Below are 26,404 nucleotides of genomic sequence, written 5' to 3'. Positions count from 1 at the left end.
ACCGCCCCCGGGTGGATGCGCCGGACTGGACCGCTACCAGACAACGGAACCCGAATGGCAGAAACCGCCAAGGAAATCATCCAGGTCAACCTGGAAGACGAGATGCGCAAGAGCTACCTCGATTACGCCATGAGCGTGATCGTGGGGCGCGCGCTGCCAGATGCGCGCGATGGCCTCAAGCCGGTGCATCGTCGTGTGCTGTTTGCGATGAATGAACTCAACGCGCACAGCAACAAGCCCTACTTCAAGTCGGCACGTATCGTCGGTGACGTCATCGGTAAGTACCACCCGCATGGCGACCAGTCGGTGTACGACACGCTGGTGCGGTTGGCACAGCCGTTCTCGCTGCGTTACATGCTGGTCGATGGCCAGGGTAACTTCGGTTCGGTCGACGGCGACTCCGCCGCGGCGATGCGATACACCGAGGCGCGCATGTCGCGGCTCGCGCATGAGCTGATGGCGGACATCGACAAGGAAACCGTCGATTTCCAGCCGAACTACGACGAAAAGGAACTGGAGCCGACGGTCATGCCGACCCGGTTCCCGAACCTGCTGGTCAATGGTTCGGCCGGTATCGCGGTGGGCATGGCGACCAACATTCCGCCGCACAACCTCACCGAATCGATCAATGCCTGCATCGCGCTGATCGACAATCCGGAAATCGATATCGACGGCCTGATGGAGTTCATCCCGGGCCCGGATTTCCCGACCGCAGGCATCATCAACGGCACCGCCGGCATCATCGCCGGCTACCGCACCGGCCGTGGCCGCGTGCGCATCCGTGCCAAGGCCGATGTCGAAGTGGCCGACAACGGCCGCGAATCGATCATCGTCACTGAAATTCCTTACCAGGTGAACAAGGCGCGTCTGATCGAGAAGATCGCCGAGCTGGTCAAGGAAAAGAAGATCGAAGGCATCAGCGAGCTGCGCGATGAGTCCGACAAGGACGGCATGCGCATCTACATCGAAATCAAGCGCGGCGAGTCGGCCGAGGTTGTGCTCAACAACCTCTACCAGCAGACCCAGATGGAGTCGGTGTTCGGCATCAACATGGTGGCGCTGGTCGATGGCCGCCCGCAGTTGATGAACCTCAAGCAGATGCTGGAGGCCTTCGTCCGCCACCGTCGCGAAGTGGTCACCCGCCGCACCGTGTTCGAGCTGCGCAAGGCGCGGGCCCGTGCCCACGTGCTGGAAGGCCTGACCGTTGCGCTGGCCAACATCGACGAGATGATCGAACTGATCAAGACCTCGCCGAACCCCACCGAGGCACGCGAGCGCATGCTTGCGCGCCTGTGGGAGCCGGGCCTGGTCGGCTCGATGCTCGGCGCCGCCGGTGCCGAAGCCTCGCGTCCCGATGACCTGCCCAAGGGTGTGGGCCTGATCGAAGGCGGCTACCAGCTGACCGAGATCCAGGCGACCCAGATCCTGGAAATGCGCCTGCACCGCCTGACCGGGCTGGAGCAGGACCGCCTGACCGAGGAATACAAGCAGCTGCTGGAAGTGATCGCCGGGCTGATCCACATCCTGGAAGATCCCGACCGCCTGCTGCAGGTGATCCGCGAAGAGCTGATCAACGTGCGTGCCGAGTTCGGTGACGAGCGCCGTACCGAGATCCGCCACAGCGAAGAAGATCTGGACATCCTCGACCTGATCGCCCCGGAAGACGTGGTGGTCACCGTCTCCCACGCCGGCTACGTGAAGCGCCAACCGGTGAGCGTGTACCGCGCGCAGCGCCGTGGCGGCCGTGGCCGCAGCGCGGCGTCGACCAAGGAAGAGGATTTCATCGAACAGCTGTGGCTGGTCAACACGCACGACACGCTGTTGACCTTCACCAGTTCGGGCAAGGTGTTCTGGCTGCCGGTGTACCAGCTGCCCGAAGCCGGTTCCAACGCCCGCGGTCGTCCGATCATCAACTGGATTCCGCTGGAGCCCGGCGAACGCGTGCAGGCCGTGTTGCCGGTGCGCGAGTACGCCGATGGCCAGTTCGTGTTCTTCGCCACCAAGAACGGTACGGTCAAGAAGACCCCGCTGGGCGAGTTCGCCTTCCGTCTGGCCCGCGGCAAGATCGCGATCAACCTCGACGAAGGCGATGCCCTGGTCGGCGTCGGCCTGACCGATGGCGAGCGCGACATCCTGCTGTTCGCCTCCAACGGCAAGACCGTGCGCTTCGGTGAAGACAAGGTCCGCTCGATGGGTCGTACCGCTACCGGCGTGCGTGGCATCAAGATGCCGGCCGGCGAGGAAGTGGTCAGCCTGATCGTGGCCGAGAGTGCTGGCGGCGTCGAGGATGAGAGCGAGGACGACAACGGTGTCGAGGAAGCCATCGCCACCGGCGACGCGGTGATCGAAGGTGCCGACGACGCCAACCTGCGGTACATCCTCACCGCCACCGAAAACGGCTACGGCAAGCGCACCCCGCTGCCGGACTACCCGCGCAAGGGGCGTGGCACCCAGGGCGTCATCGGCATCCAGACCACCGAGCGCAATGGCAAGCTGGTTGCCGCGGTACTGATGGGGACCGACGATGAAGTCCTGCTGATCTCCGACGGCGGCACTCTGGTGCGTACGCGTGGCTCGGAAATCAGCCGCGTCGGCCGCAACACTCAGGGCGTGACCCTGATCCGCCTGTCCAAGGACGAGAAGCTGCAGGCGGTGGAGCGCATGGATGCCTCGATCGATGAGGACGAGGACGAGGTGGCTGCCGCCACCCCGGCCGCGACCGACGGCGCACCGGCTGCTGCCAGCAGCGAGGACGCCGCGCAGGAGTGATCCTGCCGCGATGCTGAGGTACCCGACGACGCCGGCCTTGTGCCGGCGTCGTCGTGTCTGCGCTCGAAAATACGCACGCACTTCACGGTGACGGTGGCATAAGGGCGCATGCTGCCCCCGGAGATCGTCGATGTCCGCCACGCCGCAGTCCGCTTCCGTCGCCACGCCCACCTCCCGCCACCCGCTCATCACCGTCCTGGCCCTGTTGCTGATCGTGCTCGGCCTGGTCGTCGGCGGGCTCGGTGGCTGGCTGGCCAGCCTCGGGGGCTCCTGGTACTACGCCATCGCCGGCCTCGGCCTGCTGGTCTGCGGCATCCTGCTGTGGGGCAATCGCCGTAGCGGTGCGCTGCTGTATGCACTGGTCTTCCTCGGCAGCCTGCTGTGGACCTGGTGGGAGTCGGGCAGCGAGTACTGGCGCTGGGTGCCGCGGCTGGGCCTGGTGACGGTGCTCGGCATCATCCTGGCGTTGCTGGCGCCGACCCTGCAGGCGCCGGTATCCAGGCGCCTGTCGCGCAGCGTGGCGGCCGTGCTGATGCTGGTGTTCGTGGCCGCCTTCGGCCTCGCGTTCGCGCCACATGGCGTGATTGACGGGCACCAGCCGTTCCCGGAGCCGGCGGTCAGCGCCGGGCTCGATCCGACCCGTGACACCACCGGTCTGCAGCCGGCCGACCAGCCGGCGGAGGGCGACTGGCCGGCCTGGGGGCGCAGCAATGCTGCCACCCGCTATTCGCCGCTGCAGCAGATCACCCCTGAAAATGTAGGCACCCTGCAGCTGGCGTGGCAGTTCCGCACCGGCGACCTGCCCAAGAAGCGCTGGGGTGCGGAAACCACGCCACTGAAGATCGGTGATCGGGTGTACCTGTGCACCGCACGCAATCAACTGATCGCCCTCGATGCCGGCAGCGGCAAGGAACTATGGCGGTTCGATCCAAAGGTGAAGGATGCCTCGATCCCGTACACGGCCGCCTGCCGTGGCGTGTCCTATTACGAACAGCCCAGCGCACCGGCCCTCGCCGATGCCGCACTGGCTGACGTGGCCGCCGATCTGGCGCTGCCCGCACCGCCGCCGACCCGTATCAGCCGGAGCGCGGCGCCCGGCAGCCGCGCAGCGTGCAGTGCACGCATCATCGAAGGCACCCTGGACGGCCGCCTGATCGCGGTGGACGCCGACAGCGGTCGCCCCTGTGCGAATTTCGGCAACAACGGTCAGGTCGACATCACCCTGGGCATGGGCGAGGTGCCACCGGGTTACGTCTCGATCACATCGCCGCCCGCGATCGTCCGCGGTGTCATCGTCACCGGCCACCAGGTACTGGACGGCCAGCGCCGCGACGCGCCTTCCGGCGTCATCCAGGCCTACGATGCGATCAGCGGCAAGCTGCGCTGGGCGTGGGACATGGACCAGCCCGAGCGCAGCGGTTTGCCACCGCGTGAGCAGACCTATACGCGTGGCACACCGAACATGTGGACCACCGCGACCGGTGATGAAGCACTGGGCCTGGTGTACCTGCCGATGGGCAATGCCGCGGGCGACTACTGGAGTGGCTCGCGCACGGAAAACCAGAACAGGTACGCGACCTCGCTGGTCGCCATCGATGTAGCCACCGGCAAGCCGGTCTGGCATTTCCAGGCGGTGCGCAAGGACGTCTGGGATTACGACCTGGGTTCGCAGGCCAGCCTGATCGACTACCCGACGGCATCGGGCAAGGTGCCGGCAATCCTGCTGCCCACCAAGCAGGGCGACATGTACATCCTCGACCGTCGCAACGGCCAGCTGCTGACTCCGGCCGAAGAGCGCAAGGTGCCGCAGGGCGGTGTAGAGCCCGAGCAGCGTGCCGCCAGCCAGCTGTTTTCGCTGTACCACACGCTGCGGCGCGATGATGCGCTGACCGAGCGCGACATGTGGGGCATCACCCCCATCGACCAGGTGGTCTGCCGCATCCAGTTCCGCAAGGCGCATTACGAGGGGTTCTACACGCCGCCGAGCAGCGATCACCATTCCATCGAATACCCCGGCTACAACGGTGGTTCGGACTGGGGCAGCGTGGCCATCGATACGCGGCGCGGCGTGATCGTGGCCAACTACAACGACATGCCCAACTACAACCAGCTGGTGCCGCGTGCCGAGGCTGATCGCAAAAGCTGGCTGCCACGCGAGCAGATGCGTGCTGACAAGGGCGGGGCCGAAGGAGCAGGGGATCCGCAGGTGGGGACGCCCTATGGCATCGACGTCAATGCCGGTTGGCGGCTGCCGTTCACCGGCCTGCTGTGCAAGCAGCCACCCTATGGCGGCATCCGTGCGATCGACCTGCGCAGCGGCAAGCTGCTGTGGGACCGGCCGTTCGGCAGCGCACGCGGCAACGGCCCGTTCGGCATCCGCTCCGGCCTGCCCATCGAAATCGGCACGCCGAACAATGGCGGTTCGGTGGTGACCGCCAGCGGCCTGATCTTCATCGCCGCAGCGACCGACGACCTGCTGCGAGCCATCGACCTGAAGACCGGCAAGGAGCTGTGGCATACCAAGCTGCCGGCGGGCGGCCAGGCCAACCCGATGGTGTATGAGCAGGGCGGGCGGCAGTACGTGGTGATCATGGCCGGTGGGCACCATTTCATGGAGACGCCGGCGGGGGATTATGTGATGGCGTATGCGTTGCCGGAATAGCGTCGGCGATCCGTGGGCGGCTGGTGGGAGCTGACCGCCGTCGCCGAAGTTGCGTGGGTGAGCGTGCACGATCCATCATCGGAACAGGACGGGGTTGGCCAAAGCCCCCAAGGAAGGAAACGCATGCTTAACTCTGAACGCCTGCCGGGGCGTGCCACTCGATTGCTGGCTGGGCTGCTTCTGCTTGGCCCTTGCCTGTGGGCAACCGCGCAGGCCTCGCCCCCGCCCGCCGTACGCAAGCTGCCCAGCGGCGCCGAACTGATCGCCGGCGATGCGCGCTTCCTGAGCCCCGCCTATGCGCCGTGCATGGCGAGCGCAGGCACGGTGGCGGACGCTCGCCGTCGCTGTGTCGATGCTGAATTCAAGGTGCACGACGATGCGCTCAATGTCGCCTACAGCGCGGCGCGCTCCACGATGGCAGCCGGTGATCAGCAGCTACTTCGCGATCTGCAGCGGCAATGGCTGCGCCAGCGCGACAGCCGTTGCCCGGAGGGCGGCAATGCCGCTGCCCAACTGGATGCACAGCAGTGCCGTACGCACATGACCCTGCTGCGTGCCCGCCAGCTGCAGGATGGAGGTGCGGCGGCGCTGGTCGCTGAAGCGAAGGCCGCCCCCGCACCCCGCCAGGTCGCCACCCATACCGCGGATGCCGCGCCTGATAGGCAGGGCAGGATCGTCCTGCAGCCCGGCGAGGGCAGGATCACGCCTGCGCTGCAGGTGGTCTTCCAGGTGGCCGACTGCAGCGGCACCGGCAACGTGACAACCTGCCAGGTGCGGAGCATGGGCGTGACCCGTGGCGGCCGAAAGGTTGCAGTCACGGGCGTGCAGCCACGCCTGACCCGCGCCGGTGCCAATGCCCATGCTGCGGCCGCGGTGCTGCTGACCGCTTCTGACTTCAACGGCGATGGCTTGCCAGATCTGCAGGTGTGGCAGGACAACAACGGAGTCTACAACGTTCCCGTCCACGCGTTCTACCTGTTCGATGCCAAGGGCAACCGCTACGTGCGTGCCAGGGCATTGGAAGACGCCATCGGCGGACGTGACATCGACCATATCGACAACGGACGGTTCGTCCTGCGCGGCAAGGTCAGCCCGTGCGAGCGGGAGGACAAGGTCATCCAGCTGCGCGGAACCGAGCCACGCACGCTGCTGATGCGCCGCTATGACACCTGCAAGGGCGAGGCCCCTACCGAATCGGACCTGCTGAAGTAGGTCTTCCCCCGACGAACGGATGCGTACCGGAACTGGAGAGCTGAAGGATGAGCGAAGGCTATGGAAAGGGTGGGTCAGGCTTCGGCCTGACCCGGGACCAGTCGGTCGAGATGATCGTCCGTACCTGCATCGACAATGGCATTACCGACCACCGGCAGATTGCCTATGTGCTGGCCACAGCGCAGCACGAATCGCGCGATTTCGCCGCGCCCGAGGAAGACTGGGGCAGGAAGCAGGCGGTGGATCTGCGCTACTTCGGCGGTGAAGAGTATTTCGGCCGTGGCTTTGCCCACCTGACCCACGTCAACAACTACGAGCGGCTGGGCGAGGCGCTGGGAATGGGCCGCGAACTGGTCGAGCATCCGCAGCGGGCGGCCGAAGCGGAAATCGCCACCAAGGTGCTGGTGGTGGGGATGCGCGATGGCATGTTCGGCGCGCGGCTGTCCGACAACGTCAACGCCAACCATGTCGACTACCGGCAGGCGAGGGCCTCGGTTAATGGCGGTGAGCTGAACAACGGCAGCCCCCATCCAGACACCATCGCCACGCTCGCCACCGGATGGGAAGCGCAGGTCGCCGGCCTGGTCCAGCGCGTGCAGCAGCCGGGCTTCCAGATGCCGGTGCCGATCCATCAGGGGCCCGCTGGTGCGATGGACCTGCACCGTGGTGACGCCAACCAGCAGGTGCTGGAAGCACAGCAGTACCTGCAGCGGCTGGACATCCGCAACAACGCCAATGCCGCGATCAAGCCCGACGGTGACTTCGGTTCATCGACCGAGCAGGCCGTGCGCCGCTTCCAGACCGAACGGGGCATCAATCCGGCCAATGGCCGCATCGACGATGCATTGCTGGAGCGCATGCGCGCCGACACGCTGGCGGTCGATCCGGACTTCAAGCGCCGGACGGTGACCGACCTGACCGGGCCACTGGCCGACGGTAACCTGCGCCCAGGTGAGAAGGGCGAGCCGGTGTTCGAGATGCGCCGCCAGCTGGAGGCGCTGGGGTACCTTGCCGAACCGAACCCACGTGCCGAGCGCGATGCGCGCACGTTTGATGCCGGCATGCAGGCGGCCATGCGCGACTTCCAGCAGGACTACGGCCTGCCCCTGCGCCCGGGCAACACCATTGATGAAGATGCGCGCCGGCAGTTGAACGACGCAGCGGTGGCGCGGGAGTTTGCCCCCACCACCGAATTCGACCGCGCGGAGAACTGGCCGCCGCAGCGTCCGCCCTATACGCGGGCGGAGTTCCAGCCGGAGCAGGTACAAGCGCGGCAGCAGGCTGCGGCGAATCCACCGGTCGCTGGCCCCGCCGCACAGGAACAGCTGCCGCAGCGCAGTGGCGTGGAGTCGCTGTCAGCCAAGGACGCAGCGCTGTTCGAGCTCATCCGCCAGGGAGTGCCCGGAGCCATCGGCGATGAGCACGTCATGCAGGCCGTGCTGGAGTCCAAGCGCAATGGCATCGACGACGCCGGGCGCGTCGACCGGGTAATGATGGCCGGAGATCGCCTGTGGGTCGCCGGGATGATTCCCGGTGAACGCGCCAGTGTGGATACGGCGCAGCCCGCACGTTCGATGGACGACATGGTGAGCGATCTGGCCGGTGACAACCGGCAGCGCGAGCAGCAACTCGCCCTCGACAGCCGCCAGCACGAGAACCGCGGGCCGTCACTGGCTTGAGACGGCGGCAGCGACGTGCCCGTGGTGGGTCCGTCGCTGCCGCCAGGGTGTTACAGCGTCACCACCACCTTGCCGATCTGCTCGTTCGATTCCAGGTAACGGTGCGCGTCCTGGATCTGTGCGAACGTAAACACCTTGGCGATCAGCGGCGCCAGCACGCCCTTGTCCAGGCCATCGACGATGAACGCCTTCGCACGCGCCAGCGCCGCATCGTCGGACACGATTTCCGAGTACAGGTAGCCCTTCAGTGTCAGCGACTTGCCCAATACGTTGAACAGCGGGAACGGCGTCGGCTCGCTGCTCAGCGCGCCATATTCCAGCAGGATGCCGCCGCGTGCCATCGCCTCGGTGAGCGGCACGAACTGCGGGCCGCCGATGGGATCGAACACCACGCGTGCGCCAGCACCTGCGGTGATGCGGGCGACTTCGGCCACCAGGTCCTGCTCCTGGGTGGCGATGACATGGGCAGCACCGGCATCGAGCAGCGCCTGGCGCTTGCCCGGGCCACGGGTTACCGCAATCGGCGTTGCACCCACCGCGTTGGCGATCTGGATGGCAGCCAGGCCAACGCTGCTTGACGCTGCAGTGATGATGACGAAATCGCCGGCACCCAGCTTGGCCTGCTCCAGCAGCGCGCCCCAGGCGGTGACGTACTGCATCCACACCGCAGCGGCCTGCTCGAAGCCCAGCGACGGCGGATGCTTCACCACCAGTCGCGCCGGCACGTTGGCCAGCTCGCCATAGGTGCCCCAGCGGGCGATATCCAGCGGCGGCACGACGCTGACGGCATCGCCTGCAGCGAAGCCGGTCACCGCGCTGCCTGCGGCCTCAACCAGACCCGCCGCTTCATAGCCCAGCCGGCTCGGGAACTCTGCCTGCTGCAGATAGGCACCGTTGCGGAACATCACCTCGGCGCGGTTCAGGCCGATGGCCTTGACCCGGATCTGGATCTCATCGGCGGCAGGAGCGGGTACGTCGATATCGTCAACGCGCAGCACATCGGCGTCGCCATAGGCGTGGATGCGGACAACCTGGGTCATGGGGGTCTCCAAAGGGAACGCCGGCTGGTGGCCGGGCAGGGGGAACAGAGCGCTACTGTGCGCGTGGCCGGCGAACGATAGAAGGGGTAATCTGGCGTTTCATTGGAAAACAATAGTTTGCAATGGACCTGATCGTACCCCTGCGCAGCTTCGCCAAGGTGGCCGAGGTTGGCTCGTTCGCCGCCGCTGCCGAGGCACTGGACCTGTCGCCGCAACTGGTCGGCAAGCATGTGCAGACGCTGGAGCAGCATCTGGGCGTGCGCCTGCTCAACCGCACCACGCGCAAGCAGAGCCTGACCGACTTCGGGCAGGCGTACCTGGCCCGCGCCCGGGTCATCCTGGAGGAAGTGGAGAGTGCCGAGCAGCTGGCCGAGATCGCGCGCGGGCGACCGATGGGCCGGCTGCGGATCAGTGCGCCAGTCACCTTCGGCGTGCATGCGCTGGGGCCTGCGGTGGTGGCCTACATGCAGCAGTATCCCGACGTGCAGGTGGATCTGAACCTGTCCAACAGCCTGGTCAACGTGGTTGAAGACGGCTACGACCTGGTGTTCCGCACCGGTGATCTCGCCGACAGCGGCCTGGTCGCGCGCCGTCTGGGGCCGTACCCGCTGGCCCTGTGCGCTGCCCCCGGCTATCTGGCCGCACGGCCACCGATCGTCCACCCGCAGGACCTGAGCCGGCACGAATGCCTGGGCTTCGCCCACACGGTGATCCGTACGCGGTGGAGCTTCCATGACCCGCAGGGCGGCGTGTTGACCGTGCCGGTCTCCAGTCGCTTCATGGTCAACCAGGCCGAGCCGCTGCTGACCGCTGCGGTCGGTGGGCTGGGACTGATCCTGCAGCCATTCGAGATGATGTCCGCCGCTCTGGCCAGCGGCGACCTGGTGGAGGTGCTGCCTCGATTCGTGCCGGTGTCCACCTCGATCAACCTGCTGTATCCCCGCCATCGCCAGGTGACGCCGAAGCTGCGCAGCTTTCTGGATTTCTGCGTGGCGCGCTTCACCGAACAGAGCATGGCGCGTGAGCGTTGATCGAAGCGTGCGCAGCGGGTGGTGGCGTCGCTCGTTTACGATGGCGTCTTGCTACGCCTGCAGAGGATCTGCCATCACTCTATTGCATCTTTCCGCGTCCTGTTCTGTCCGCCTCGGATGCCGCGCCGGCTTGCTGCTGCTGATCGGCAGCGTCGGCACTGCCGGCGCACAGACGCCCGCCGCTGCGATCGCGGAGTGGGAGTTGCACGGCCGCGCCGAAGGCCTGGCCCGGCCCGATACCGTCTGCCAGGATTTCCTGCAGGCGATGGGCCGAAAACCTGCCGAGCTGGAATACGTCGGCTGCACGCAGGACGATGCTTCCTACCTCCAGCCGATGGAAGCGCGGTATCGCGTCAGCGGCGCGTCGGCGGCGGGTGTTGAAGCCTATCTGCAGCAGACCTTCGGCATGCCGCCATTGACGTACGTCTGTTGTGGCTGGAGCAACGGCGCACCTTATTTCTGGCGCCAGCAGCCGGGCAGCGTGAATTACCAGATCGGCATGGGCGTGGAATCGCTGCATCATCCGCGCGGGCAGTGGAGCGCGATTCCCTACTTCGCGGTGACCGTTGCGGTGAACCGGAAAAGCCCGTGATGGCGTACGTTTGAGCACCGACCAAAAGGTGGTGGATGCCAAGCCGTCGACGGCCTTCAGCGGCTGGGCGTTGAACGCGGTCAAGGCGATGCGCTTCGCCGCCACGGACAGCAACACCGAGCGCACGCCGATCCGCAGCGAAATGACCGCACGCTGGGGCGGCGGCAAGTAGTGCGCTAGGTCGGCACCCGCACCATCTTCGCCATCAGGTGTTCGACCACGCCCGCCGGGTCCGCCGTGCGGCCCACATGTGTGCTGGACATCTGCACCACCGAGCTGCGCTTGGCGGTGAGGAAATGGAAGCGCGCGCGCGCGGGCAGCTGCGCGATCGGGCCGGCGTCGGCATCGCCCCGGCAGATCGCCACGATGGCATCCAGCCACGGCTGCAGCGCTTCAATATCCAGCGCCGGCGCGAAGGCCTGCAGGCGCGCAGCGTCGACCTCGATCGCCGCTTCCAGGTGACGTGCGCCCGGGCAGGACACGATCACGCCGACGTTGATGAACTCCTCGCGTTCCACCCGCGGTACCACGCGGATGACCGCATAGTCATACGTGTGCAGCGTGGGCACGGATGGCCTCCTGCACGAACACCGCACGCACCTTCAGGCGATGCTTCAGGTAGTTGATGTAGCCCTTCCGGTAAGACTGGGGGCTGTCGAAGGCTGGCTCATCGACCAGCCAGCTGTCCGGCACCAGGCCGACGATGCGCTCGATTTCCGCATCCGGCAGGCGCGCGGCCAGTTCGGCATCCACCTCGGCGATACGGCTGGCGAACGACAGCAGCACGTGGTCGCGGATCAGCACGAAGGGCTTCTCGCAGGCATCGCCGGCGTTGGCCCAGTCGTGATGGAAGTACATCGCCGCACCGTGGTCGATCAGATACAGCTTGCGATGCCACACCATCAGGTTCGGATTGCGCGTGGTGCGGTCGACGTTGCTGGTGAACGCATCGAACCAGACGATGCGCGAGGCCAGCTCGGCGTCCACCGGCATCGCCGCCGGGTCGTAGTTGATCGCGCCGGGCAGGTAATCCAGGCCCAGGTTCAGGCCTTCGCTTGCGCGGATCAGATCCTGGATCTCCGGGTCGGGCTCGGTGCGGGCGAACTCGCTGTCCAGCTCCACGAACAGGATCTCCGGAATCGGCAGGCCCACCGCGCGTGCCATCTCGCCCGCGATCAACTCGGCAATCAGCGCCTTCGGCCCTTGGCCGGCACCACGGAACTTGAGCACCGCCATACCGTCGTCGTCGGTCTCGACCACGGCGGGCAATGAGCCACCTTCCCGCAAGGGGGTGATGTAGCGGAGGGCATGGACGGTACGCATGTGCGCATTCTAGCGTGGCCCACGCGTGGGTTGCGCCGGGCGATGCCCGGCGCCGCCCGTGTCCTCAATGCGACAGCGCGCTGCGCTGCTGCTCCTGCACCTGCTGGCGTGTCTGTTCCTGCGAGGCGTGTTCGGCTTGGCGCTGGTTGACGAGGGCGAGGCTGTCCAGGCTTTCCTGCACCGGCCGCTGCGCGGCTTCAGCCGTAGCTGCCGATGCGCGCAGCGACGCAGGATCATCCAGCGCGCCCTTCACCACGAACACGTTCTGTGCCGCGGCGACATGTCCCGCCTGGCGGCTGAGCACCACATGATCCACGCGGTCCAGGCCGTTCTCGCGGGCCAGCAACAGCAGGCTTGCGCTCAGGCGTTCACTGGAGGCGTCGAAGCTGCGGCCGTTGGCGGCATCCAGCTCTGCCACCTTGCCGCGGATCTGGTCGTGCAGTGCACGGTCGTTGCCGCCCGCCAGCGGCGCAGCGTGGGCCTCGACCGAGGGAGTGGCGGTCGCCTGAGCGGTGATGGGCACGTGGGCGTAGGTGCCCTCGGTGTGATCGAAATAACGCAGCGTGGACGGCGAAGTGCTGGTATCGAAGTAGGGCTGTCGTGGCGGCGTGCCTTTACCCAGAGAGAGGCCGTTCTGTTCCAGCAGGCTTTCCTGCAGGCCCAGCTGTGCCATGTTCACCGACATCCTGCTGATGCCATCGGGTGCCGGATTCCTGGCCTCTTCCTCGCAGGCGCGGCTGATGGCAGAGGCAGCGTAGAAATTCTGGTAGTCAGAATTGCCATTGGGCCCCAGCCCGGACGACACGCCTTCGTCGTAGTAGTGCTTGCCCATGCCCTCGATATTGGCAGCGGTGGCGGTCATGCTCAGGTCTGCGTTGAGCGTCAGGTCCGGATGCGCGGCGTAGGTCATCGGCGGCCCGGGCTGCACGCGCACGAACTCGTTTGCACGGGTACTTGCGTTGTATACATCCTCCAGCGTGGCGTCCGGGTTGGCGGTCTTGACCATGCCGACCAGTGCATTCCAGCCCTCGATGTTCGCCGATGCCTCGTCGCGCCGGTTGGCTGCGAGCAGGGTGCCGATGGCCTGAGTGTAGTCGTGGGTCGAATCGCGCGCGGCAATGTCTGCAATATCGGATTCAAACTGCTCGTAGGCCCGTTCGGTCGCTGCATCATTGAGCCCATGCTGGATCTCATGGCCCAGGACGAACGTCAGCTCTGCAGCATCGTGTTTGTCCGGGGCTGCCAGCGTGGACAGACTGGATGCCGGCAGGCGGATGGCCTTTGCGCCGCTGACGTACTCGCCGCCCACATTGCTGTCGGCGGGCAACAGCTCGAAGCGCTGCAGATGACCGGCGGTGATGGCCAAGTCGACCTGGGTTGCCAGCGCCGGAGAATTGGCAATGGCCTTGCGAAGGTTGTCGACCTGATCGGCCGTTACATCGGGTTTTCCTGCAAATTCGGTCAGCAGGCGTTCCGTATCCGCTGAAAGCGTAGGCATGGTGCGGTGCTCCTTACTGCACGGTCACAAGGCGGACGCAGGCATGCGCCGGCTCGCCAGATGGGGTTTGGTTCTCAGCCATCGTGTCGACCTTGATGGTCAGATCCGGACGATCGAAACGGTCATGGATGACCCGGCCGTGCTCGCCGCGGATGGTTTCGCGCTTGAAGCCAGCAGCCTGCAGACCCGAGGCGAACTGGTCGAAATCGACCTGGCAGATCGCCGACGCGTTGGCTTTGCGGTCGGTGGTGGTGTCGATGAAATTGAGATCGAGACGCGCATCGGCGGCACCAGCGTTCTTGACCTCCAGGCCGTAGCTCCACTCTGGAGTAAGCGTGCCACCGTAGCCGAAATGCCCCGGGCCGAAACGCTGCGCGGGCGTCTGCATCGCCTGCGATACCCGTTCAAGGGTCAGTTCACGGGTAGAGGTGGTGTCCTTGATCAGATCCAGCAAGCGCAACAGCAGTTGGTCTGCGCTGAGTGCAGACGGCGCTGCGGCGTCGGAGGCGGTCGATGCCATGGTAACGGGTCCTTGAGAAGTCGACGAACGATCAGTCGCGTGTGTGCAGGCGCAGAGCGAGGCCGAACATAGGGCGATTGCCCACGGCCGTGTGAATGCGTACCCAAACATAAGCGTTCCCTGCATGTTGAGCGCTGACCCTAGGTCGGGTCAGGTGAATCACAGGTTAAATGTAATTGACGATTGCTGGAATCGGGGCAGGGTGCGTTCGGCTCAGGTACTTGCTGCAAGCGGAGTGGCCCTGGGCCCGGATGCCACGGAACTTCTTCACTTCGCCATTCCGTCAGCGGTGGCAGCATCCAACCGTGTAGACGATCAAGCGCAGGCGTGGCCTTGCGTAGCGGGTGTCCCTGCCGCTTTCCCGCGACCGGCACTTCGCAACTCGTATCCGGCACATTGCGCAGCGTTGAAGGTGGTCCTGCGAGGCCACTCCCCCGGCAAGGAGGCCCGCGATGCACTGTCTTGTTCACGCGTACCCCTACCGCATCAGCGACCGGCCTGTTGCCCAGGCCAAACGCGCTGGTGTCGGCGAACATGCTGAAACCGCTGCTGCGGTTCATGCAGCGTCAGACAGAATTCTTCCGTGAGTTGAGCACCGATGGTTGGCTCTGCATCCCGCAGTGCGCAGAGCCACTACATGCATGCGAGTCGCCCCACGACGCTGCTTTGTTCGCAGCACTGGGCGCGCATCTCGTCCACGATGTCCACGCAGGCTTCCGAGGTGCACGATGAGCAACGAATCGAGAGGAGCCCTGCCGCCCCTGGATCTGGATGATGCCAAGGCCGCGCAGATGATTGGCAAGCTGGTACTGGTGGGCGTTACCCGTTTTGGTGGCGATGGCCAGGTGCAGGGGCTGGAGCAGTTTGCCGGTACCGTGCTGAGGGTCAGTGCCGAAGAAGGGCTGGTGCTGGCCGATGGCGATGACGGCCATGAGCGCTACCTGCCGCCGATGCTGGACCAGTACCTGCCGGCCGCGCCGGGCGAGTACCAGTTGCGGTCCAGCGGGGTGACGGTGATCGATCCCGATTATCTGTCCACCTGGGAGCTGCACGCACGGCAGTAACCGAGGGGTATCCAGGGAAGGGGCCGGGCCATGCAGGGCCACGCTTTGCAGGATGGGGCGACTAGCCCTTCCGGCCCATTTGCCGGTGGGCCGGGGGTGTTAGATTCGGCCCATGCCCGCAGTGCGGGTACCCAACTCACTCCCAGGGGAAAAGGATGCTCATCCGTCGTACCTCTCTGGCGGCGGCCGTTGCCGTTGCCACGCTCGGCCTGCTGGCCGCCGGCCCGGCCTTCGCCGACTACGCCAAGCCGCCGGAACATCTGCTCAAGGTACTCAAGGCCCCGCCGCCGCCAGCACCGAACATCGACCCCAGCGGGCAGCGGCTGCTGCTGACCACCGCGCAGACCTATCCGTCCATCACCCGCGTGGCGCAGCCGTACCTGAAACTGGCCGGCGTGCGCCTGGAACCGAAGAACCGCAGCCGCCACGACACCCCCGGCGGCTACGGCATTCCGGCCTGTGTGGCCGACTTCACCCTGGTCGAGATTGCCAGCGGCAAGAGCACCAAGGTCAACCTGCCGCAGGGCTGCGCAGGGGCCGCGCAGTGGTCGGCCGATGGCAGCCGTTTCGCCTTCCAGAATGCGGTCGATACCAGCGTGCAGCTGTGGGTGGGCGACGCCGCCACCGGCCAGGTGAAGCAGGTGCCGAACGTGCAGCTGAACCCCATTTTCGGCAGCACCGTGCAGTGGCTGGGTGGCGGCCAGAGTCTGCTGGTGAAGCTGGTGCCGGCCAACCAGGGGCCGGCGCCGTCCAACGGCGGCACGCCCACCGGTCCGGACGCGCAGGAATCGCTGGGCAGCAGTGGCGAGAGCAGCACCTATGAAGCGCGCGACACGCTGACCAGCGTGCACGATGAAAAGCTGTTCGCCTATTACGGTGCCTCGCAGCTGGCGGTGGTCGATGCCGCTGCCGGCAGCGTGCGCCCGGTTGGCCAGCCGGCGCTGTACAACGATGTCAACGCCGCACCCGATGGCGTGCATGTGCTGACCGAAACCCTGAAGGCACCGTTCTCGCATGCGGTGACCTACCAGCGCTTCGCCAACGATGTGGCCGTGCTGGACCTTGGCAATGGCCGCAACACGGTGCTGGCAAGCCTGCCGCTGGCCGATCGCGTGCCGGTACACGGCGTGCCGGAAGGCCCGCGCGGTTACGACTGGCGCTCCACCGATCCGGCCACCCTGGTCTATGCCGAAGCGCTGGACAAGGGCGACTGGAAGGTGAGCGTGCCGCATCGTGATCGCGTGCTGATGCTGAAGGCGCCGTTCACCGGGAAGCCGGTGGAAATCGCTCGCACTGCGCAGCGTTTCGAGGGCTTTGCGTGGTCGGCCGACCCGGCTGTGTCGTTCCAGTTCGAGAACGACGAGAACCGCCACTGGATGCAGACCCGCATCGTCGATGTGGACCAGCCGAAGAAGGAAGGGCGACTGCTGTGGGACATGTCCAGCGATGAGCTGTATGGCAACCCGGGCAACCTGGTGTTCAAGCGCCTGCCCAGCGGTGCGCCGGTGGTGCGCCAGGAGGGCAACACCGTGTTCCTGCGCGGGCAGGGTGCGTCGCCGCAGGGCGACCGTCCGTTCCTGGACGCGCTCAACCTGGATACGCTGAAGAGCGAACGCCTGTTCCGCAGCGATGCGGATGCCTATGAGCAGGTCATCGGTTTCAGTGCCACGCCGGGCCATCTGGTCACCTGGCACCAGTCGGTGATGGACCCGCCGAACGCGTTCGTGCGTCTGCTCGGTGAGCGCATCGCCGATGCCAAGGCCGGCGAAGCGCAGTTCGAGTCCAGGCCCACCGCGTTGACCAAGCTGGTCGACCCGACCCCGGAAGTGCGGCAGATCCAGAAACGCCTGGTGACCTACAAGCGAGCCGATGGCGTGGACCTGTCGTTCACCCTGTACACGCCGCCGGGCTACAAGGAAGGCCAGCGCGTACCGGCGATCCTGTATGCGTACCCGGCCGACTTCGCCAATGCCGCGCAGGCCGGGCAGGTGTCCGGTTCGCAGCAGACCTTCACCCGTCTGCAGCCGTACCGCCTGATGCTGCTGGCCGGCTACGCGATCATCGACAACGCCTCGTTCCCGATCGTCGGTGACCCGAAGAACGCCTACGACACCTATCTGGAACAGCTGGAAGCTGACGCCAAGGCGGCGGTGGACAAGGCGGTGGAACTGGGCGTGGTCGATCGCAACCGCATCGGCGTGACCGGCCACAGCCATGGTGGCCTGATGACTGCCAACCTGATCGCCCACACCGACCTGTTCAAGGCCGGCGTGGCGACCAGTGGTTCGTACAACAAGACCTTTACCCCGTTCGGCTTCCAGAACGAGCGCCGCTCGGTGTGGCAGGCGCAGGATGTGTACCTGAAGGCCTCGCCGTTCTTCTACGCCGACAAGATCAAGCTGCCGCTGCTGCTGGTCCATGGCGAGGACGATGCCAACCCGGGCACCGAGCCGTTCCAGTCGCGCAAGCTGTACCAGGCGATCCGTGGCAATGGCGGCACCACCCGCTTGGTGATGCTGCCGAACGAGCCGCACTGGTACACCGCGCTGGAATCGAATGAACAGCTGGTCTATGAAATGCTCAACTGGTTCGACACTTACGTGAAGAACGCGAAGTAATCCGGCAAGGCCGCCCTCCGGGGCGGCCTTTCTGTTTCAGGCGTCGTGTAGCGCCCAGCGATGCCCGGTTGCTTCTACAGGATGACCGCATGCTCCACAGAACCTGCTTTCCAAGGAGCCTCATGAACGCGTGGTTTCTCGTTGTCGTGGCCCTGTGTCCCGCCGCCATGGCTACTGCAGCCGATGTGCCCATGCGCATCGATGTGGCCTACGAATGGTCCGGCTGGGGAGGTGTTTCGGAGCACTGGCGCATCGAGCGCGATGTACGTGGAATCACCACGCGTGTTCGTGTCACAGATTCGGCGGGAAACCAGGAATTGCCCAAGCAGGTATTGCCGGCCGCTGCCGTCGAAGCGTTCGAGGCGGCTATTGGTGCTGCCCCGCTGTCCAAGGAGGCCGCGATCAGTCTGATTGCCGCCCGCCTTGATCGCGCCGCGATGCTGGAGTTGGATCCGAAACTGAGGTCAGTGCCTCCAGCATCGTGCACATTCGCCGATCAGCAGGCGTGGGCCCGTCGGACGCTGACTGTCCAAGGGCTGCACCAGCGGGTGCGGCAGCACTTCAAGGGGGAAGGCGTGGCGTGGACTGACGATTATCCGGTGATGTCGGTGACAGTGCGCCGCCAAGGCAAGCCTGATGTGCTGTTCCTGTCGAGATCGCAGAAGGCGCTGATGCTGCCATGGAAGCACGTGCCAACTGGGCAGGTGAATCAGCAGACCCTGGCGCTCGCGCCGGATCAGTGGCGCCCCGCGCTGAGTGACGCGTTGACCCTATTGCTGCCAGAAGGGGAGGCAACGCGTGCCCGCTTCAGAAGCACCTGGCTGCAGCATCGCTTGAAGCAGGAGCTTGCGCTGGAGGCATTGAAGTGCACGACCGGGCCATGAACAGGGGACTTGAACTGCGATGGCACAGCCGGCGCCAGTATCCCCCTGTGGGTGTTGCGTAACCATCTGTGATGCAGGCATGGACCGGCCACAAAGCTGCGGTACGCTGCGCATCTGATGTCCGCTACGGGTTCGCTCCATGAAGGCCTTCATCCTCGCCGTATCGCTGTCGATGTCCGTTGTTCCGGTCGCTGCATTCGCCCAGCCGCTGCCGGCTGAGCTGGCAGCGTTGGGCATCACCCCCGGCATGCCCTATACCAAGGCCAAGCGACTGCTTGATGCCGCAGGGTGGCAGGCGAGCGCGCCACGCGATGCGCCCGAAGTACTGGAGGGTTTCCCGGAAGTGGGTTGCCAGAAGGGCGGCAACAACTGCAGCAGTACTTTCGCCAAGGACGGGCAGCAGGTCGCTCTGCAGGTGGGAACCACATTGGCGGGTCAGCCCTTCGTGCAGGGCGGCCGCTGAGCGAGATCCGCGCTCATCCCAGCGGCAGGTTATCCAGTGCGCGCGACATCCGATCGTGCAGGTCGCGCACGCGTTCGGCCTTGGCGTCCACACGTCGCTCATCGCCGAAGCTGCGCACATAGGCGCATGCGGCGAAACCGGCACTTTCCCTTTCGTATTCGGCAATCCAGGCCAGGCGGTCGGGGTTGCTGGCCTGCTCGGCCGACCAGGCCGCCACCGGTGGACGGATACGCGCGATGATGCCAAGCCGCCACGGCTTCGGTGTCAGCCGCGCACGGAAGCAATGCTGCAGCGTGCACATGCGTGCATACAACGTGTCGGTACCCAGAGCCTTGAAGAAGGCATGCACCTGCGCATCCTGTGGTTCGAACGTGGCATGCATCGCCAGCACGCGCAGCCCGGCCGGGGTGCGGTAGGCGCGCAGGTGCCAGTCGGGGTGGTGTTCGACGAACGCCTGCACACGCTGCAGCGCGATGCCTTCGGCGCCGCCGGACCGGGCCAGCCGGCGCTTGCGCCGCTGTGACATGATCTGGTTGACCACCACCATCGCGATGCCGCCGGACGCCAGGCCGATATTGAAATTGCCCAGGGCCCCGCCGATCAGTGCACCGGCTGCCAGCAGCCCCAGTGCGCCGAGCAGCGGCAATGCGCAGCCTGATGGAGTGGGCACGTGGTCGATGTCGGCAAACAGGACATCGGGGGTGTTCAGGCACAACGCGCCGTAGCTGTTGCGGGTGACGATGACATCATCCCTGCGCTGCACGATCTGCTCGCGGATCGGGATGCCCTCGACACCGTAGTTGGTTCGTCGCTCGCGACGCGGCACGGACTGGCCGCTGAGGATGTCATCGAGCGCTTCGCGTGCACGCGCATCGGCGTGGGCCTGTGCGGCATCCTGGTCGTCGTCGGACCAGCCGAATCGGCGTACCACCACCGGCCGGCCCTTGTACCTGTCCTGCAGGCGGGCTTCGGCCCAGTAGGCTGGAACGATCATCATCCTGTCTTCCCCTTGCGTCCATGGCAGCCGGTCGCCGCGAGTCTGGCACAGCAGGGCAGGGCGTTGCACGATACGGCAGCGCATGCGCCGCCACGGTGATAGATTGCGCGCTTCGCGTGCACTCCACCAAGGACGGAGCCATGTTCGTGTCGTTGCGTCGCCTGCTAGCCCTGGCCCTCGGCGGGGTGGTCGGCACCACCCAGGCGGCGGTGCCGGGACCTGAAATCCTGACCTCCGACGCCACCCGCTTCTACGCGCTGTACGAGGCGGCAGGTGGCAAGCCCAGCGTGGCCCAGTTGGGGCAGTATCTGGCACAGGGCACGCCGAGCCTGGCCCAGTTCGCGAAGCTGCGCCGGGTGACCGCCGAGCGCATGGCCGAGGCGATGGCGCGCGAGCCTGCGGTGTATGCCAATGGACGGGCCTGTCTGGCGGAGTTGCCGGCGGTGCGGCAGCGACTGGTGCAGGTGTTCGCCAATCTGCAGGCGATCTACCCGCAGGCGAAGTTCCCGCCCGTGGCGATCGTGGTGGGGCGCGGCAAGCCAGTAGGCATGACGTACCCGGACGGGGTGGTGATCGGCCTGGAAGCGCTGTGCGCGGCCGACTTCATGAACGCCAATGCGCAGGACCGCTTTGTGCACGTGATCGCGCACGAGTACGTGCATATCCAGCAGACCGGCGTGAGCGAGTACGAAGCGGGCGACCCGCAGGCGACGGTGCTGCGCGAGTCGCTGGGCGAGGGGATCGCCGAGTTCATCGCCGAGCTGATTTCCGGCAATGTCGGCAATGGTCGCCACGCTGGATGGACGCGGGGCAGGGAAGTGCATATCGAAAGCGCGTTCGCGCTGGATATGGACAGCACCGATCTGAAGCCCTGGTTGTACAACTACACGCCGGGTTCGCAGGAGCCCTACGACCTCGGTTACTGGGTGGGCTATCGCATCGCCAAGGCGTATTACCTGCAGGCCGACAACAAACGCGATGCTGTGCGTGCGCTGATCCAGCAGGACAGCCCGAAGGCGATCCTGCAGGCCAGTGGCTGGACGCCGGGTATGTGGATGCCGGCCAAGGTGACCGGTGTAGCGGCAAGGGCGGCTGCATCGGCAAAGTGACCCTTCGCAGACCGCGCTAGACTGCCCGTGTCGACAGCGGAGGATGCTCATGCGCAGGATGGTTTCAATGGTGTGGCTACCGGCTGGCCTGCTCATGGCAACGCTGGCCACGCCAGGGATGGTGCAGGCGGCCAGCACTCCGCTGCTGACCAGGCCGGTCGAGCAGGTGCAACCGGACGAGGTGCGTTTCATGCAGCAGCGCCTGTCCGACTGGCCACAACTGCAGAAGTACCGCGCGGCCAATGCCGCTTTACCCGCGCCACGGGCCGGCCAGTCACGCGTGGTGTTTTTTGGCGATTCGATCACCGAAGGGTGGGGCGCGGACGGCAGCAGCACCTTCTTCCCGGGCAAGGGCTACATCAATCGTGGCATCAGCGGGCAGACCACCGCGCAGATGCTGGTGCGCTTTTCGCAGGATGTGCTGGCGCTGCGCCCGAGCGTGGTGGTGATTCTGGCCGGCACCAATGACATCGCCGGCAACACCGGGCCGGCCACGCAGGCGATGATCGAGGACAACCTGCAGGCCATGCTGGACCTGGCGAAGGCGCATGGCATCGCGGTGGTGCTGGCGTCGGTGCTGCCTGTCAGCGAGTACCCGTGGATGCCGGGCATCACGCCTGCGCCCAAGGTGCGTGCATTGAATGCTGCGCTGAAGCGCCATGCCGACGCACGGGGTCTGGTCTATCTGGACTATTACGCAGCGATGACCAACCGTGCCGGTGGACTGGATGCGCAGTTGGCATCCGATGGCGTGCACCCGACGGCGAAGGGCTATGAACTGATGGCACCGCTGGCCGAGGCAGCGATCACCCATGCCCTCAAGGATGGGCAACCGAAAGCCGATAATTGAGGTCGAAAAGGTCAATTGTTGGCGTAATCGGCCTGGAGGATGATGCTTGGCCGCTACAGAATATCCAGCTTCGAATTGGTAAAAGCGATGGCCGGTGTTTCCACCACAGTGATAGAAGCAGTGGCAACCGCAGTTTTCAAACGCGGTCCTTCGCTTGTGACCGAGATTTATTCGGCACCAGGCGACAACCTTCAACGATTCGAAAGTGCTGACGAACTCTGCAGTTATGCGGAGTCACTTCGGCATGTGAGAGGAGGGACACTGTTTGTTGGTGTTCAGTACCCTGAGATGGGAGGCGTGGTCAGTACCCGGGAATATGAGCTGACCAAGGGCCCAGACAGCGGGAAGCCGCGCTCGCACGCGGGAGGTTGGGGGTTGATACATGTGCTTCTGCCCGTCAGCCGGGATGCCAGCAGCACTGCAAGGATTTACGTCATTTCCGAGCGTTCTGCCCTTGGGAGGGAGCGAGGTGGCGTGCGCTTCAGTCCGGTGAGGGATTGGAACTGGAAGGCAATTGAGTCGCACGCGCGAAGATTGAAGCGCGTTCTGAAGGAAGCTGTTTGAGGGCTTGCCACTGTGGGTGCCTGCCAGCGGGCATTATTTTTCGAATGACAGGGTGGCCAGCAGCCACTCACAGAACCGCATCACCAGCGGATCGCGGGCGCTGTCCTCGTGCAGCAACCAGCTCCAGCGCGGTCCGCGCACATAGGCCTCATCCAGCGGCTGCAGCAGACCCTGCGCGCGCGCCGGTGCGGCCAGCAGTTCGCTGACCAGTGCGATCCCCAGGCCCTGGCAGGCGGCATCCAGCAGTTGTCCTGGCTCGGAGAAATTCAGGCCTTCGCGTTGCTGGCCGACGTCGGCGCCGCCCTGCACCTGCCACTGGCTCCAGTCCATTTCGCGCTCGCCGTGAAGCGTGCTGCGCTCGGCAACAGGGAGCGCCAGCACGCTGGGGTGGCAGGCCGGATACAGCCGGTCCTGCAGCAGCACGCGATGCTCGCAATGCGCCTGTGCCTGCAGATCATCGCGAACGCTGATGTCCAGTGTCTGCGCGGTCATGTCCGGCGCCTCTTCGCTGGTCAGCAACCACAGATCGGCCTGTGGCTGCTGGCGGCGGAAGTCGCCCAGCCGCGGTACCAGCCAGTGGCGCGCGAAGGCGGGGCTGGTGTTGACGATCAGTTGATTCGGCTTGCGGTACTGATCGAGCCGACGGATGCCACTGGCCAGTTGCCGCAGCAGCGACTGCGTGGTTTCCAGCAGGTCGATGCCGGCATCAGTGAGGGTTACGCTGCGGCCCTGGCGGAAGAATAGCGGCTGTTCCAGGGAGTCCTCCAGCCCGCGGATCTGCTGGCTGATGGCCGACTGGCTCAGGTGCAGTTCCTCGGCGGCACGATGGAAGCTGCCGAGCCGGGCGGCAGCCTCGAAGCCGCGCAGGGCATTCAGCGGGGGCCAATGCTTGAGCATGATCGATAAGTCTGACTGATCGTATTTCCCCAGAATCTATCGTTTGTTCTCATCCAACAGCAAGGGCAACATGGATCTGTCGCGCATCAGCCGGTGCGCCTGAACCGATCAGCTGGACTTCTTGGTCCACCTCTGGAGCCTGTCATGTCTACCCGTCGCCATTTCATCACCCAACTCGCCGCTACCGCCGGCCTGGGCGGCCTGGCCGCGCTGGGTCTGGCCGGACTGCCCGCCCGCGCCCGTGCCGCTGCGCCGGCCGGGTGGCAGATGCCCGATGAGCACGGTCCGCAGGAGCGGGTCTTCCTGGCCTTCGCTGCACAGCCGCGGGTATGGGGCGCGCAGGCCGATGCAGTGAACAATGCCGTCGCCCGGCTGGCGCGCACCATCGCCCGCCATCAGCCGGTCAGCGTGCTGTGCCGTCCTGCACAGCGCCGGCAGGCGCAGGAACGCTGCGGCAGTGACAACATCGAATTCCTCGACGTGCCGCTGGACGATATCTGGGTGCGTGACTACGGCGGCTGTTTCGTTACCGATGGCAAGGGCGAGCTGGGCCTGGTCGACTTCAACTTCAATGGCTGGGGCGGCAAGCAGAGTGCGCGCAACGACGGTGCAGTAGCACCGTGGCTGGCGCAGATGACCGGCGCGACGCTGCTGGAAAGCGATCTGGTGGGCGAGGGCGGTGGCATCGAAGTCGATGGCCACGGCACCGCGATCCTGACCGAAAGCTGCTGGGTGAACCGCAACCGCAATCCGGGCTGGTCACGCGCGGATATCGAAGCGGAGTTGAAGCACCACCTGGGCCTGCGCAAGGTGATCTGGTTGCCCGGCATCGCTGGCGAAGACATCACCGATGCGCACGTGGATTTCTACGCACGCTTCGTGCGCCCCGGCGTGGTGATCGCCAACCTGGACAACGACACCGAATCGTACGATTACGATCTGACCCGCGAGCATCTGCAGATCCTGCGCGAGGCTACCGATGCCGACGGTCGCAGGCTGCAGGTGCATACGCTGCCGCCGCCGTTGGGCGGGCGCGACAATGTGCACACCCGCGACAATGACGATCTTGCCCGCGGCTACATCAATTACCTGCCGATCAACGGTGCGGTGATCGCACCGCAGTTTGGTGACGCGAAGGCCGATGGTTACTGCCGTGAACTGCTGGAAGACCTGTATCCCGGTCGCACCATCGAGCAGGTGGATATCGATGCGATTGCCGGCGGTGGCGGCGGCATCCACTGCGTGACCAAGAACATGCCGCGGGTGTAGTGCACCGACGCGGCGGCGCTGCGATACAGTGTCTGCCGAGCCGGCCGCGCATGGTGGCCGCCACGGACGACGAGGCAGGGAATGCAGAACGGAATCGGCAGCAGGCTGCGCTTGGCCGGCGTGGCCACGGTACTGATGCTTGCAGGTCAAGCGAGCGCCATCGCTGCACCTGCAGCGTCAGCGGTTACACGTGAAGCGGTGGATGGCGTTTCCCTGAGCGAATGGACCGCCCGTTGGTGGCGCTGGGCCAATGCGCAGAGGGTGGCGCCCTACATGGATCCCGACGGCCGCCTGTGCGAACTGGGCCAGGAGGGACCGGTCTGGAACCTGGCAGGGACCAATGGCCGCTTCCAGCCACGCAGGCAGTGCGTAGTGCCCGAGGGCAGACACCTGTTGCTGCCCATCATCAACATGGCCAGCTACCAGACCGGGGAAGACGTAACCTGCGAGGAGTTGCAGGCCGGCGCGGCGATCAATAACGACTATCTGGTCAGCGCTGTGGTGCTGCTGGACGGGCAGCCGCTGGGTGACATGCGCCTGCACCGCGTGAAGAGCGAAGGTTGCTTCCGCCTGGATCCGGACGACGACGATTCGCGATTGGCGGCAGCCGATGGCTACTGGCTGATGCTCAAGCCACTGACGCCCGGTCGGCACACCGTGAGCGTCGGCGCCAACTACGGCGCGCCCGAAGGTGGCGCGTACAGTCAGATGCGGCAGACGTTCGAGTATGTGCTGCATGTGGGCGGCCGCACGCAGATCACCCTCGTGACTCACACGATGCTGGAGGCGTCCGCTCCCTGATCTGCGCGCCCGGGGTCAATCATGGTCCTGCTTCAACGCCAGATCGGCAGCCAGCAGTGCCTCGGCTGCCGCACTCAGGGCCGGCGAGGGCGGAGCAACCACGCCGATCGATTCCATCATCTGCGGCATGCCGACGAACTGCCGGGCACGGCGGTCGTAGATGCCGGTGATCAGCAGTGCACGCGTCGCGGTTTTCTGCTCCGGGCCGATCAGCACGCGCTGCTCCATGATGCCGCGCGTGCCGACCCAGCCGACCAGCCGCGTTTCCAGGGTGAAGCGCTGGAACGGCTTCAGCTCGCGCCGGAACTGGATGGTGCCGGCGCCAACGATCGGCGCCCACTTCTCACGCAGCGCCACCTTGCCCAGCCCCATGCGCAGGATCAGGTCCAGCCGGCCCAGGTCGAAGATGTTCCAGTAGCGGCCGTTGGTCATGTGCAGGTTGCTGTCCAGGTCGTTGGGCAGCACCCGGAACGACAGGCGAGAGACCCCGAATGGCGCGTCCAGCTTCGGTCGGAACAGGCTGCACAGCAGCAGGTGGAGCAGGCGGAACCAGAGATTCATG

General features: G+C 65.6%; 24 protein-coding genes. 16 read left to right on the top strand and 8 right to left on the bottom strand.

Features of this window, described 5'->3' with window-relative positions; all coding sequences use genetic code 11:
• Positions 1 to 54: 54 nt before the first annotated feature.
• The 4 genes from gyrA to CR919_RS15345 all read left to right on the top strand — a co-directional run bounded on the left by gyrA (position 55) and on the right by CR919_RS15345 (position 8,322).
• Positions 55 to 2,769 (top strand): DNA gyrase subunit A, encoded by a 2,715-nt coding sequence (gene gyrA, locus CR919_RS15360; RefSeq protein ID WP_099820756.1) that lies wholly within the window; start codon positions 55 to 57, stop codon positions 2,767 to 2,769.
• Positions 2,770 to 2,899: 130 nt separating this feature from the next.
• Positions 2,900 to 5,431: a membrane-bound PQQ-dependent dehydrogenase, glucose/quinate/shikimate family gene (locus tag CR919_RS15355; RefSeq protein ID WP_099820755.1), complete on the top strand. Its 2,532-nt coding sequence runs from the start codon at positions 2,900 to 2,902 to the stop codon at positions 5,429 to 5,431.
• A gap of 123 nt (positions 5,432 to 5,554) precedes the next feature.
• Complete coding sequence (locus tag CR919_RS15350; protein WP_099820754.1) at positions 5,555 to 6,643, top strand: lysozyme inhibitor LprI family protein; 1,089 nt, start codon at positions 5,555 to 5,557, stop codon at positions 6,641 to 6,643.
• A gap of 47 nt (positions 6,644 to 6,690) precedes the next feature.
• Positions 6,691 to 8,322, top strand: a complete 1,632-nt coding sequence (locus CR919_RS15345; protein ID WP_099820753.1) for a peptidoglycan-binding protein — start codon at positions 6,691 to 6,693, stop codon at positions 8,320 to 8,322.
• A gap of 50 nt (positions 8,323 to 8,372) precedes the next feature.
• Here the strand turns inward: CR919_RS15345 and CR919_RS15340 are convergent, their stop codons facing one another.
• Entirely contained in the window at positions 8,373 to 9,362 is a 990-nt protein-coding gene (locus CR919_RS15340) for a zinc-dependent alcohol dehydrogenase family protein (protein WP_099820752.1), read from the bottom strand.
• A gap of 122 nt (positions 9,363 to 9,484) precedes the next feature.
• On the opposite strand from CR919_RS15340, the gene CR919_RS15335 reads away from it, so the two are divergent.
• The 3 genes from CR919_RS15335 to CR919_RS21230 all read left to right on the top strand — a co-directional run bounded on the left by CR919_RS15335 (position 9,485) and on the right by CR919_RS21230 (position 11,157).
• Positions 9,485 to 10,393: a LysR family transcriptional regulator gene (locus tag CR919_RS15335; protein WP_099820751.1), complete on the top strand. Its 909-nt coding sequence runs from the start codon at positions 9,485 to 9,487 to the stop codon at positions 10,391 to 10,393.
• A gap of 130 nt (positions 10,394 to 10,523) precedes the next feature.
• The gene (locus CR919_RS15330) at positions 10,524 to 10,985 is read left to right on the top strand and encodes a DUF4952 domain-containing protein (protein WP_238379164.1); all 462 of its coding nucleotides are present in this window, start codon (positions 10,524 to 10,526) and stop codon (positions 10,983 to 10,985) included.
• A gap of 10 nt (positions 10,986 to 10,995) precedes the next feature.
• Positions 10,996 to 11,157, top strand: a complete 162-nt coding sequence (locus CR919_RS21230) for a hypothetical protein (RefSeq protein WP_165787277.1) — start codon at positions 10,996 to 10,998, stop codon at positions 11,155 to 11,157.
• 4 nt (positions 11,158 to 11,161) lie between these two features.
• Here the strand turns inward: CR919_RS21230 and CR919_RS15325 are convergent, their stop codons facing one another.
• The 4 genes from CR919_RS15325 to CR919_RS15310 all read right to left on the bottom strand — a co-directional run bounded on the left by CR919_RS15325 (position 11,162) and on the right by CR919_RS15310 (position 14,326).
• Positions 11,162 to 11,554, bottom strand: a complete 393-nt coding sequence (locus CR919_RS15325) for a DUF3037 domain-containing protein (protein ID WP_099820749.1) — start codon at positions 11,552 to 11,554, stop codon at positions 11,162 to 11,164.
• Complete coding sequence (locus tag CR919_RS15320) at positions 11,532 to 12,308, bottom strand: HipA family kinase (RefSeq protein WP_099820748.1); 777 nt, start codon at positions 12,306 to 12,308, stop codon at positions 11,532 to 11,534. The genes CR919_RS15325 and CR919_RS15320 overlap by 23 nt, the downstream gene beginning before the upstream one ends.
• Positions 12,309 to 12,372: 64 nt before the next feature.
• Positions 12,373 to 13,806, bottom strand: coding sequence for an XVIPCD domain-containing protein (locus tag CR919_RS15315; RefSeq protein ID WP_099820747.1), 1,434 nt, complete (start codon positions 13,804 to 13,806; stop codon positions 12,373 to 12,375).
• 13 nt (positions 13,807 to 13,819) lie between these two features.
• Entirely contained in the window at positions 13,820 to 14,326 is a 507-nt protein-coding gene (locus tag CR919_RS15310; RefSeq protein ID WP_243380234.1) for a hypothetical protein, read from the bottom strand.
• A 728-nt stretch (positions 14,327 to 15,054) separates the two neighbouring features.
• Between CR919_RS15310 and CR919_RS15305 the strand changes: the two genes are divergently transcribed.
• From CR919_RS15305 to CR919_RS15290, 4 genes are all read left to right on the top strand, one after another.
• A complete protein-coding gene (locus CR919_RS15305) occupies positions 15,055 to 15,390 on the top strand; it encodes a hypothetical protein (protein WP_025876944.1) in 336 nt (111 codons plus the stop codon).
• Between the two features lie 155 nt (positions 15,391 to 15,545).
• Positions 15,546 to 18,008 carry a prolyl oligopeptidase family serine peptidase gene (locus CR919_RS15300; protein WP_099820745.1) on the top strand — a complete coding sequence of 821 codons (2,463 nt, stop codon included), beginning with the start codon at positions 15,546 to 15,548 and terminating at the stop codon, positions 18,006 to 18,008.
• 122 nt (positions 18,009 to 18,130) lie between these two features.
• The gene (locus tag CR919_RS15295) at positions 18,131 to 18,892 is read left to right on the top strand and encodes a hypothetical protein (protein WP_099820800.1); all 762 of its coding nucleotides are present in this window, start codon (positions 18,131 to 18,133) and stop codon (positions 18,890 to 18,892) included.
• 139 nt (positions 18,893 to 19,031) lie between these two features.
• On the top strand, positions 19,032 to 19,355 hold the full coding sequence (locus CR919_RS15290; RefSeq protein ID WP_099820744.1) for a hypothetical protein: 324 nt from the start codon (positions 19,032 to 19,034) through the stop codon (positions 19,353 to 19,355).
• 13 nt (positions 19,356 to 19,368) lie between these two features.
• On the opposite strand, the gene CR919_RS15285 is transcribed toward CR919_RS15290, so the two are convergent.
• Positions 19,369 to 20,352, bottom strand: coding sequence for a hypothetical protein (locus tag CR919_RS15285; protein ID WP_099820743.1), 984 nt, complete (start codon positions 20,350 to 20,352; stop codon positions 19,369 to 19,371).
• A 140-nt stretch (positions 20,353 to 20,492) separates the two neighbouring features.
• On the opposite strand from CR919_RS15285, the gene CR919_RS15280 reads away from it, so the two are divergent.
• The 3 genes from CR919_RS15280 (at position 20,493) to CR919_RS21085 (ending at position 22,875) form a co-directional block, all read left to right on the top strand.
• Complete coding sequence (locus CR919_RS15280; protein ID WP_099820742.1) at positions 20,493 to 21,461, top strand: DUF2268 domain-containing putative Zn-dependent protease; 969 nt, start codon at positions 20,493 to 20,495, stop codon at positions 21,459 to 21,461.
• A 94-nt stretch (positions 21,462 to 21,555) separates the two neighbouring features.
• Positions 21,556 to 22,311 carry an SGNH/GDSL hydrolase family protein gene (locus CR919_RS15275; protein ID WP_243380239.1) on the top strand — a complete coding sequence of 252 codons (756 nt, stop codon included), beginning with the start codon at positions 21,556 to 21,558 and terminating at the stop codon, positions 22,309 to 22,311.
• 42 nt (positions 22,312 to 22,353) lie between these two features.
• Entirely contained in the window at positions 22,354 to 22,875 is a 522-nt protein-coding gene (locus tag CR919_RS21085; protein WP_133119626.1) for a hypothetical protein, read from the top strand.
• 33 nt (positions 22,876 to 22,908) lie between these two features.
• On the opposite strand, the gene CR919_RS15270 is transcribed toward CR919_RS21085, so the two are convergent.
• Positions 22,909 to 23,772 carry a LysR family transcriptional regulator gene (locus CR919_RS15270; protein WP_099820740.1) on the bottom strand — a complete coding sequence of 288 codons (864 nt, stop codon included), beginning with the start codon at positions 23,770 to 23,772 and terminating at the stop codon, positions 22,909 to 22,911.
• A 144-nt stretch (positions 23,773 to 23,916) separates the two neighbouring features.
• Here CR919_RS15270 and CR919_RS15265 point away from each other — a divergent pair, with 144 nt between their 5' ends.
• Positions 23,917 to 25,041 (top strand): agmatine deiminase family protein, encoded by a 1,125-nt coding sequence (locus CR919_RS15265; protein ID WP_099820739.1) that lies wholly within the window; start codon positions 23,917 to 23,919, stop codon positions 25,039 to 25,041.
• An 81-nt stretch (positions 25,042 to 25,122) separates the two neighbouring features.
• Positions 25,123 to 25,842, top strand: coding sequence for a hypothetical protein (locus tag CR919_RS15260; protein WP_243380231.1), 720 nt, complete (start codon positions 25,123 to 25,125; stop codon positions 25,840 to 25,842).
• Positions 25,843 to 25,857: 15 nt separating this feature from the next.
• On the opposite strand, the gene CR919_RS15255 is transcribed toward CR919_RS15260, so the two are convergent.
• Positions 25,858 to 26,403: a thioesterase family protein gene (locus tag CR919_RS15255; RefSeq protein WP_099820738.1), complete on the bottom strand. Its 546-nt coding sequence runs from the start codon at positions 26,401 to 26,403 to the stop codon at positions 25,858 to 25,860.
• Between the last annotated feature and the right edge of the window lies 1 nt (position 26,404).

The organism is Stenotrophomonas sp. LMG 10879, from assembly GCF_002750935.1.
GTDB lineage: Bacteria > Pseudomonadota > Gammaproteobacteria > Xanthomonadales > Xanthomonadaceae > Stenotrophomonas > Stenotrophomonas lactitubi_B.
This window is presented reverse-complemented; position numbering and strand designations above follow the sequence as displayed.

Excerpts from the sequence above, each read along its gene's own strand:
- CR919_RS15300 (WP_099820745.1), top strand. The coding sequence starts at position 15,546 with ATGCTCATCCGTCGTACCTCTCTGGCGGCGGCCGTTGCCGTTGCCACG.
- CR919_RS15310 (WP_243380234.1), bottom strand. The coding sequence starts at position 14,326 with ATGGCATCGACCGCCTCCGACGCCGCAGCGCCGTCTGCACTCAGCGCA.
- CR919_RS15295 (WP_099820800.1), top strand. The coding sequence starts at position 18,131 with ATGAACGCGTGGTTTCTCGTTGTCGTGGCCCTGTGTCCCGCCGCCATG.
- CR919_RS15350 (WP_099820754.1), top strand. The coding sequence starts at position 5,555 with ATGCTTAACTCTGAACGCCTGCCGGGGCGTGCCACTCGATTGCTGGCT.
- CR919_RS15270 (WP_099820740.1), bottom strand. The coding sequence starts at position 23,772 with ATGCTCAAGCATTGGCCCCCGCTGAATGCCCTGCGCGGCTTCGAGGCT.
- CR919_RS15280 (WP_099820742.1), top strand. The coding sequence starts at position 20,493 with ATGTTCGTGTCGTTGCGTCGCCTGCTAGCCCTGGCCCTCGGCGGGGTG.
- CR919_RS15345 (WP_099820753.1), top strand. The coding sequence starts at position 6,691 with ATGAGCGAAGGCTATGGAAAGGGTGGGTCAGGCTTCGGCCTGACCCGG.
- CR919_RS21085 (WP_133119626.1), top strand. The coding sequence starts at position 22,354 with ATGCTTGGCCGCTACAGAATATCCAGCTTCGAATTGGTAAAAGCGATG.
- CR919_RS15320 (WP_099820748.1), bottom strand. The coding sequence starts at position 12,308 with ATGCGTACCGTCCATGCCCTCCGCTACATCACCCCCTTGCGGGAAGGT.
- CR919_RS15315 (WP_099820747.1), bottom strand. The coding sequence starts at position 13,806 with ATGCCTACGCTTTCAGCGGATACGGAACGCCTGCTGACCGAATTTGCA.
- CR919_RS15255 (WP_099820738.1), bottom strand. The coding sequence starts at position 26,403 with ATGAATCTCTGGTTCCGCCTGCTCCACCTGCTGCTGTGCAGCCTGTTC.
- CR919_RS15275 (WP_243380239.1), top strand. The coding sequence starts at position 21,556 with ATGGCAACGCTGGCCACGCCAGGGATGGTGCAGGCGGCCAGCACTCCG.
- CR919_RS15285 (WP_099820743.1), bottom strand. The coding sequence starts at position 20,352 with ATGATGATCGTTCCAGCCTACTGGGCCGAAGCCCGCCTGCAGGACAGG.
- CR919_RS15265 (WP_099820739.1), top strand. The coding sequence starts at position 23,917 with ATGTCTACCCGTCGCCATTTCATCACCCAACTCGCCGCTACCGCCGGC.
- gyrA (WP_099820756.1), top strand. The coding sequence starts at position 55 with ATGGCAGAAACCGCCAAGGAAATCATCCAGGTCAACCTGGAAGACGAG.
- CR919_RS15340 (WP_099820752.1), bottom strand. The coding sequence starts at position 9,362 with ATGACCCAGGTTGTCCGCATCCACGCCTATGGCGACGCCGATGTGCTG.
- CR919_RS15305 (WP_025876944.1), top strand. The coding sequence starts at position 15,055 with ATGAGCAACGAATCGAGAGGAGCCCTGCCGCCCCTGGATCTGGATGAT.
- CR919_RS15260 (WP_243380231.1), top strand. The coding sequence starts at position 25,123 with ATGCAGAACGGAATCGGCAGCAGGCTGCGCTTGGCCGGCGTGGCCACG.
- CR919_RS15355 (WP_099820755.1), top strand. The coding sequence starts at position 2,900 with ATGTCCGCCACGCCGCAGTCCGCTTCCGTCGCCACGCCCACCTCCCGC.
- CR919_RS15335 (WP_099820751.1), top strand. The coding sequence starts at position 9,485 with ATGGACCTGATCGTACCCCTGCGCAGCTTCGCCAAGGTGGCCGAGGTT.
- CR919_RS15290 (WP_099820744.1), top strand. The coding sequence starts at position 19,032 with ATGAAGGCCTTCATCCTCGCCGTATCGCTGTCGATGTCCGTTGTTCCG.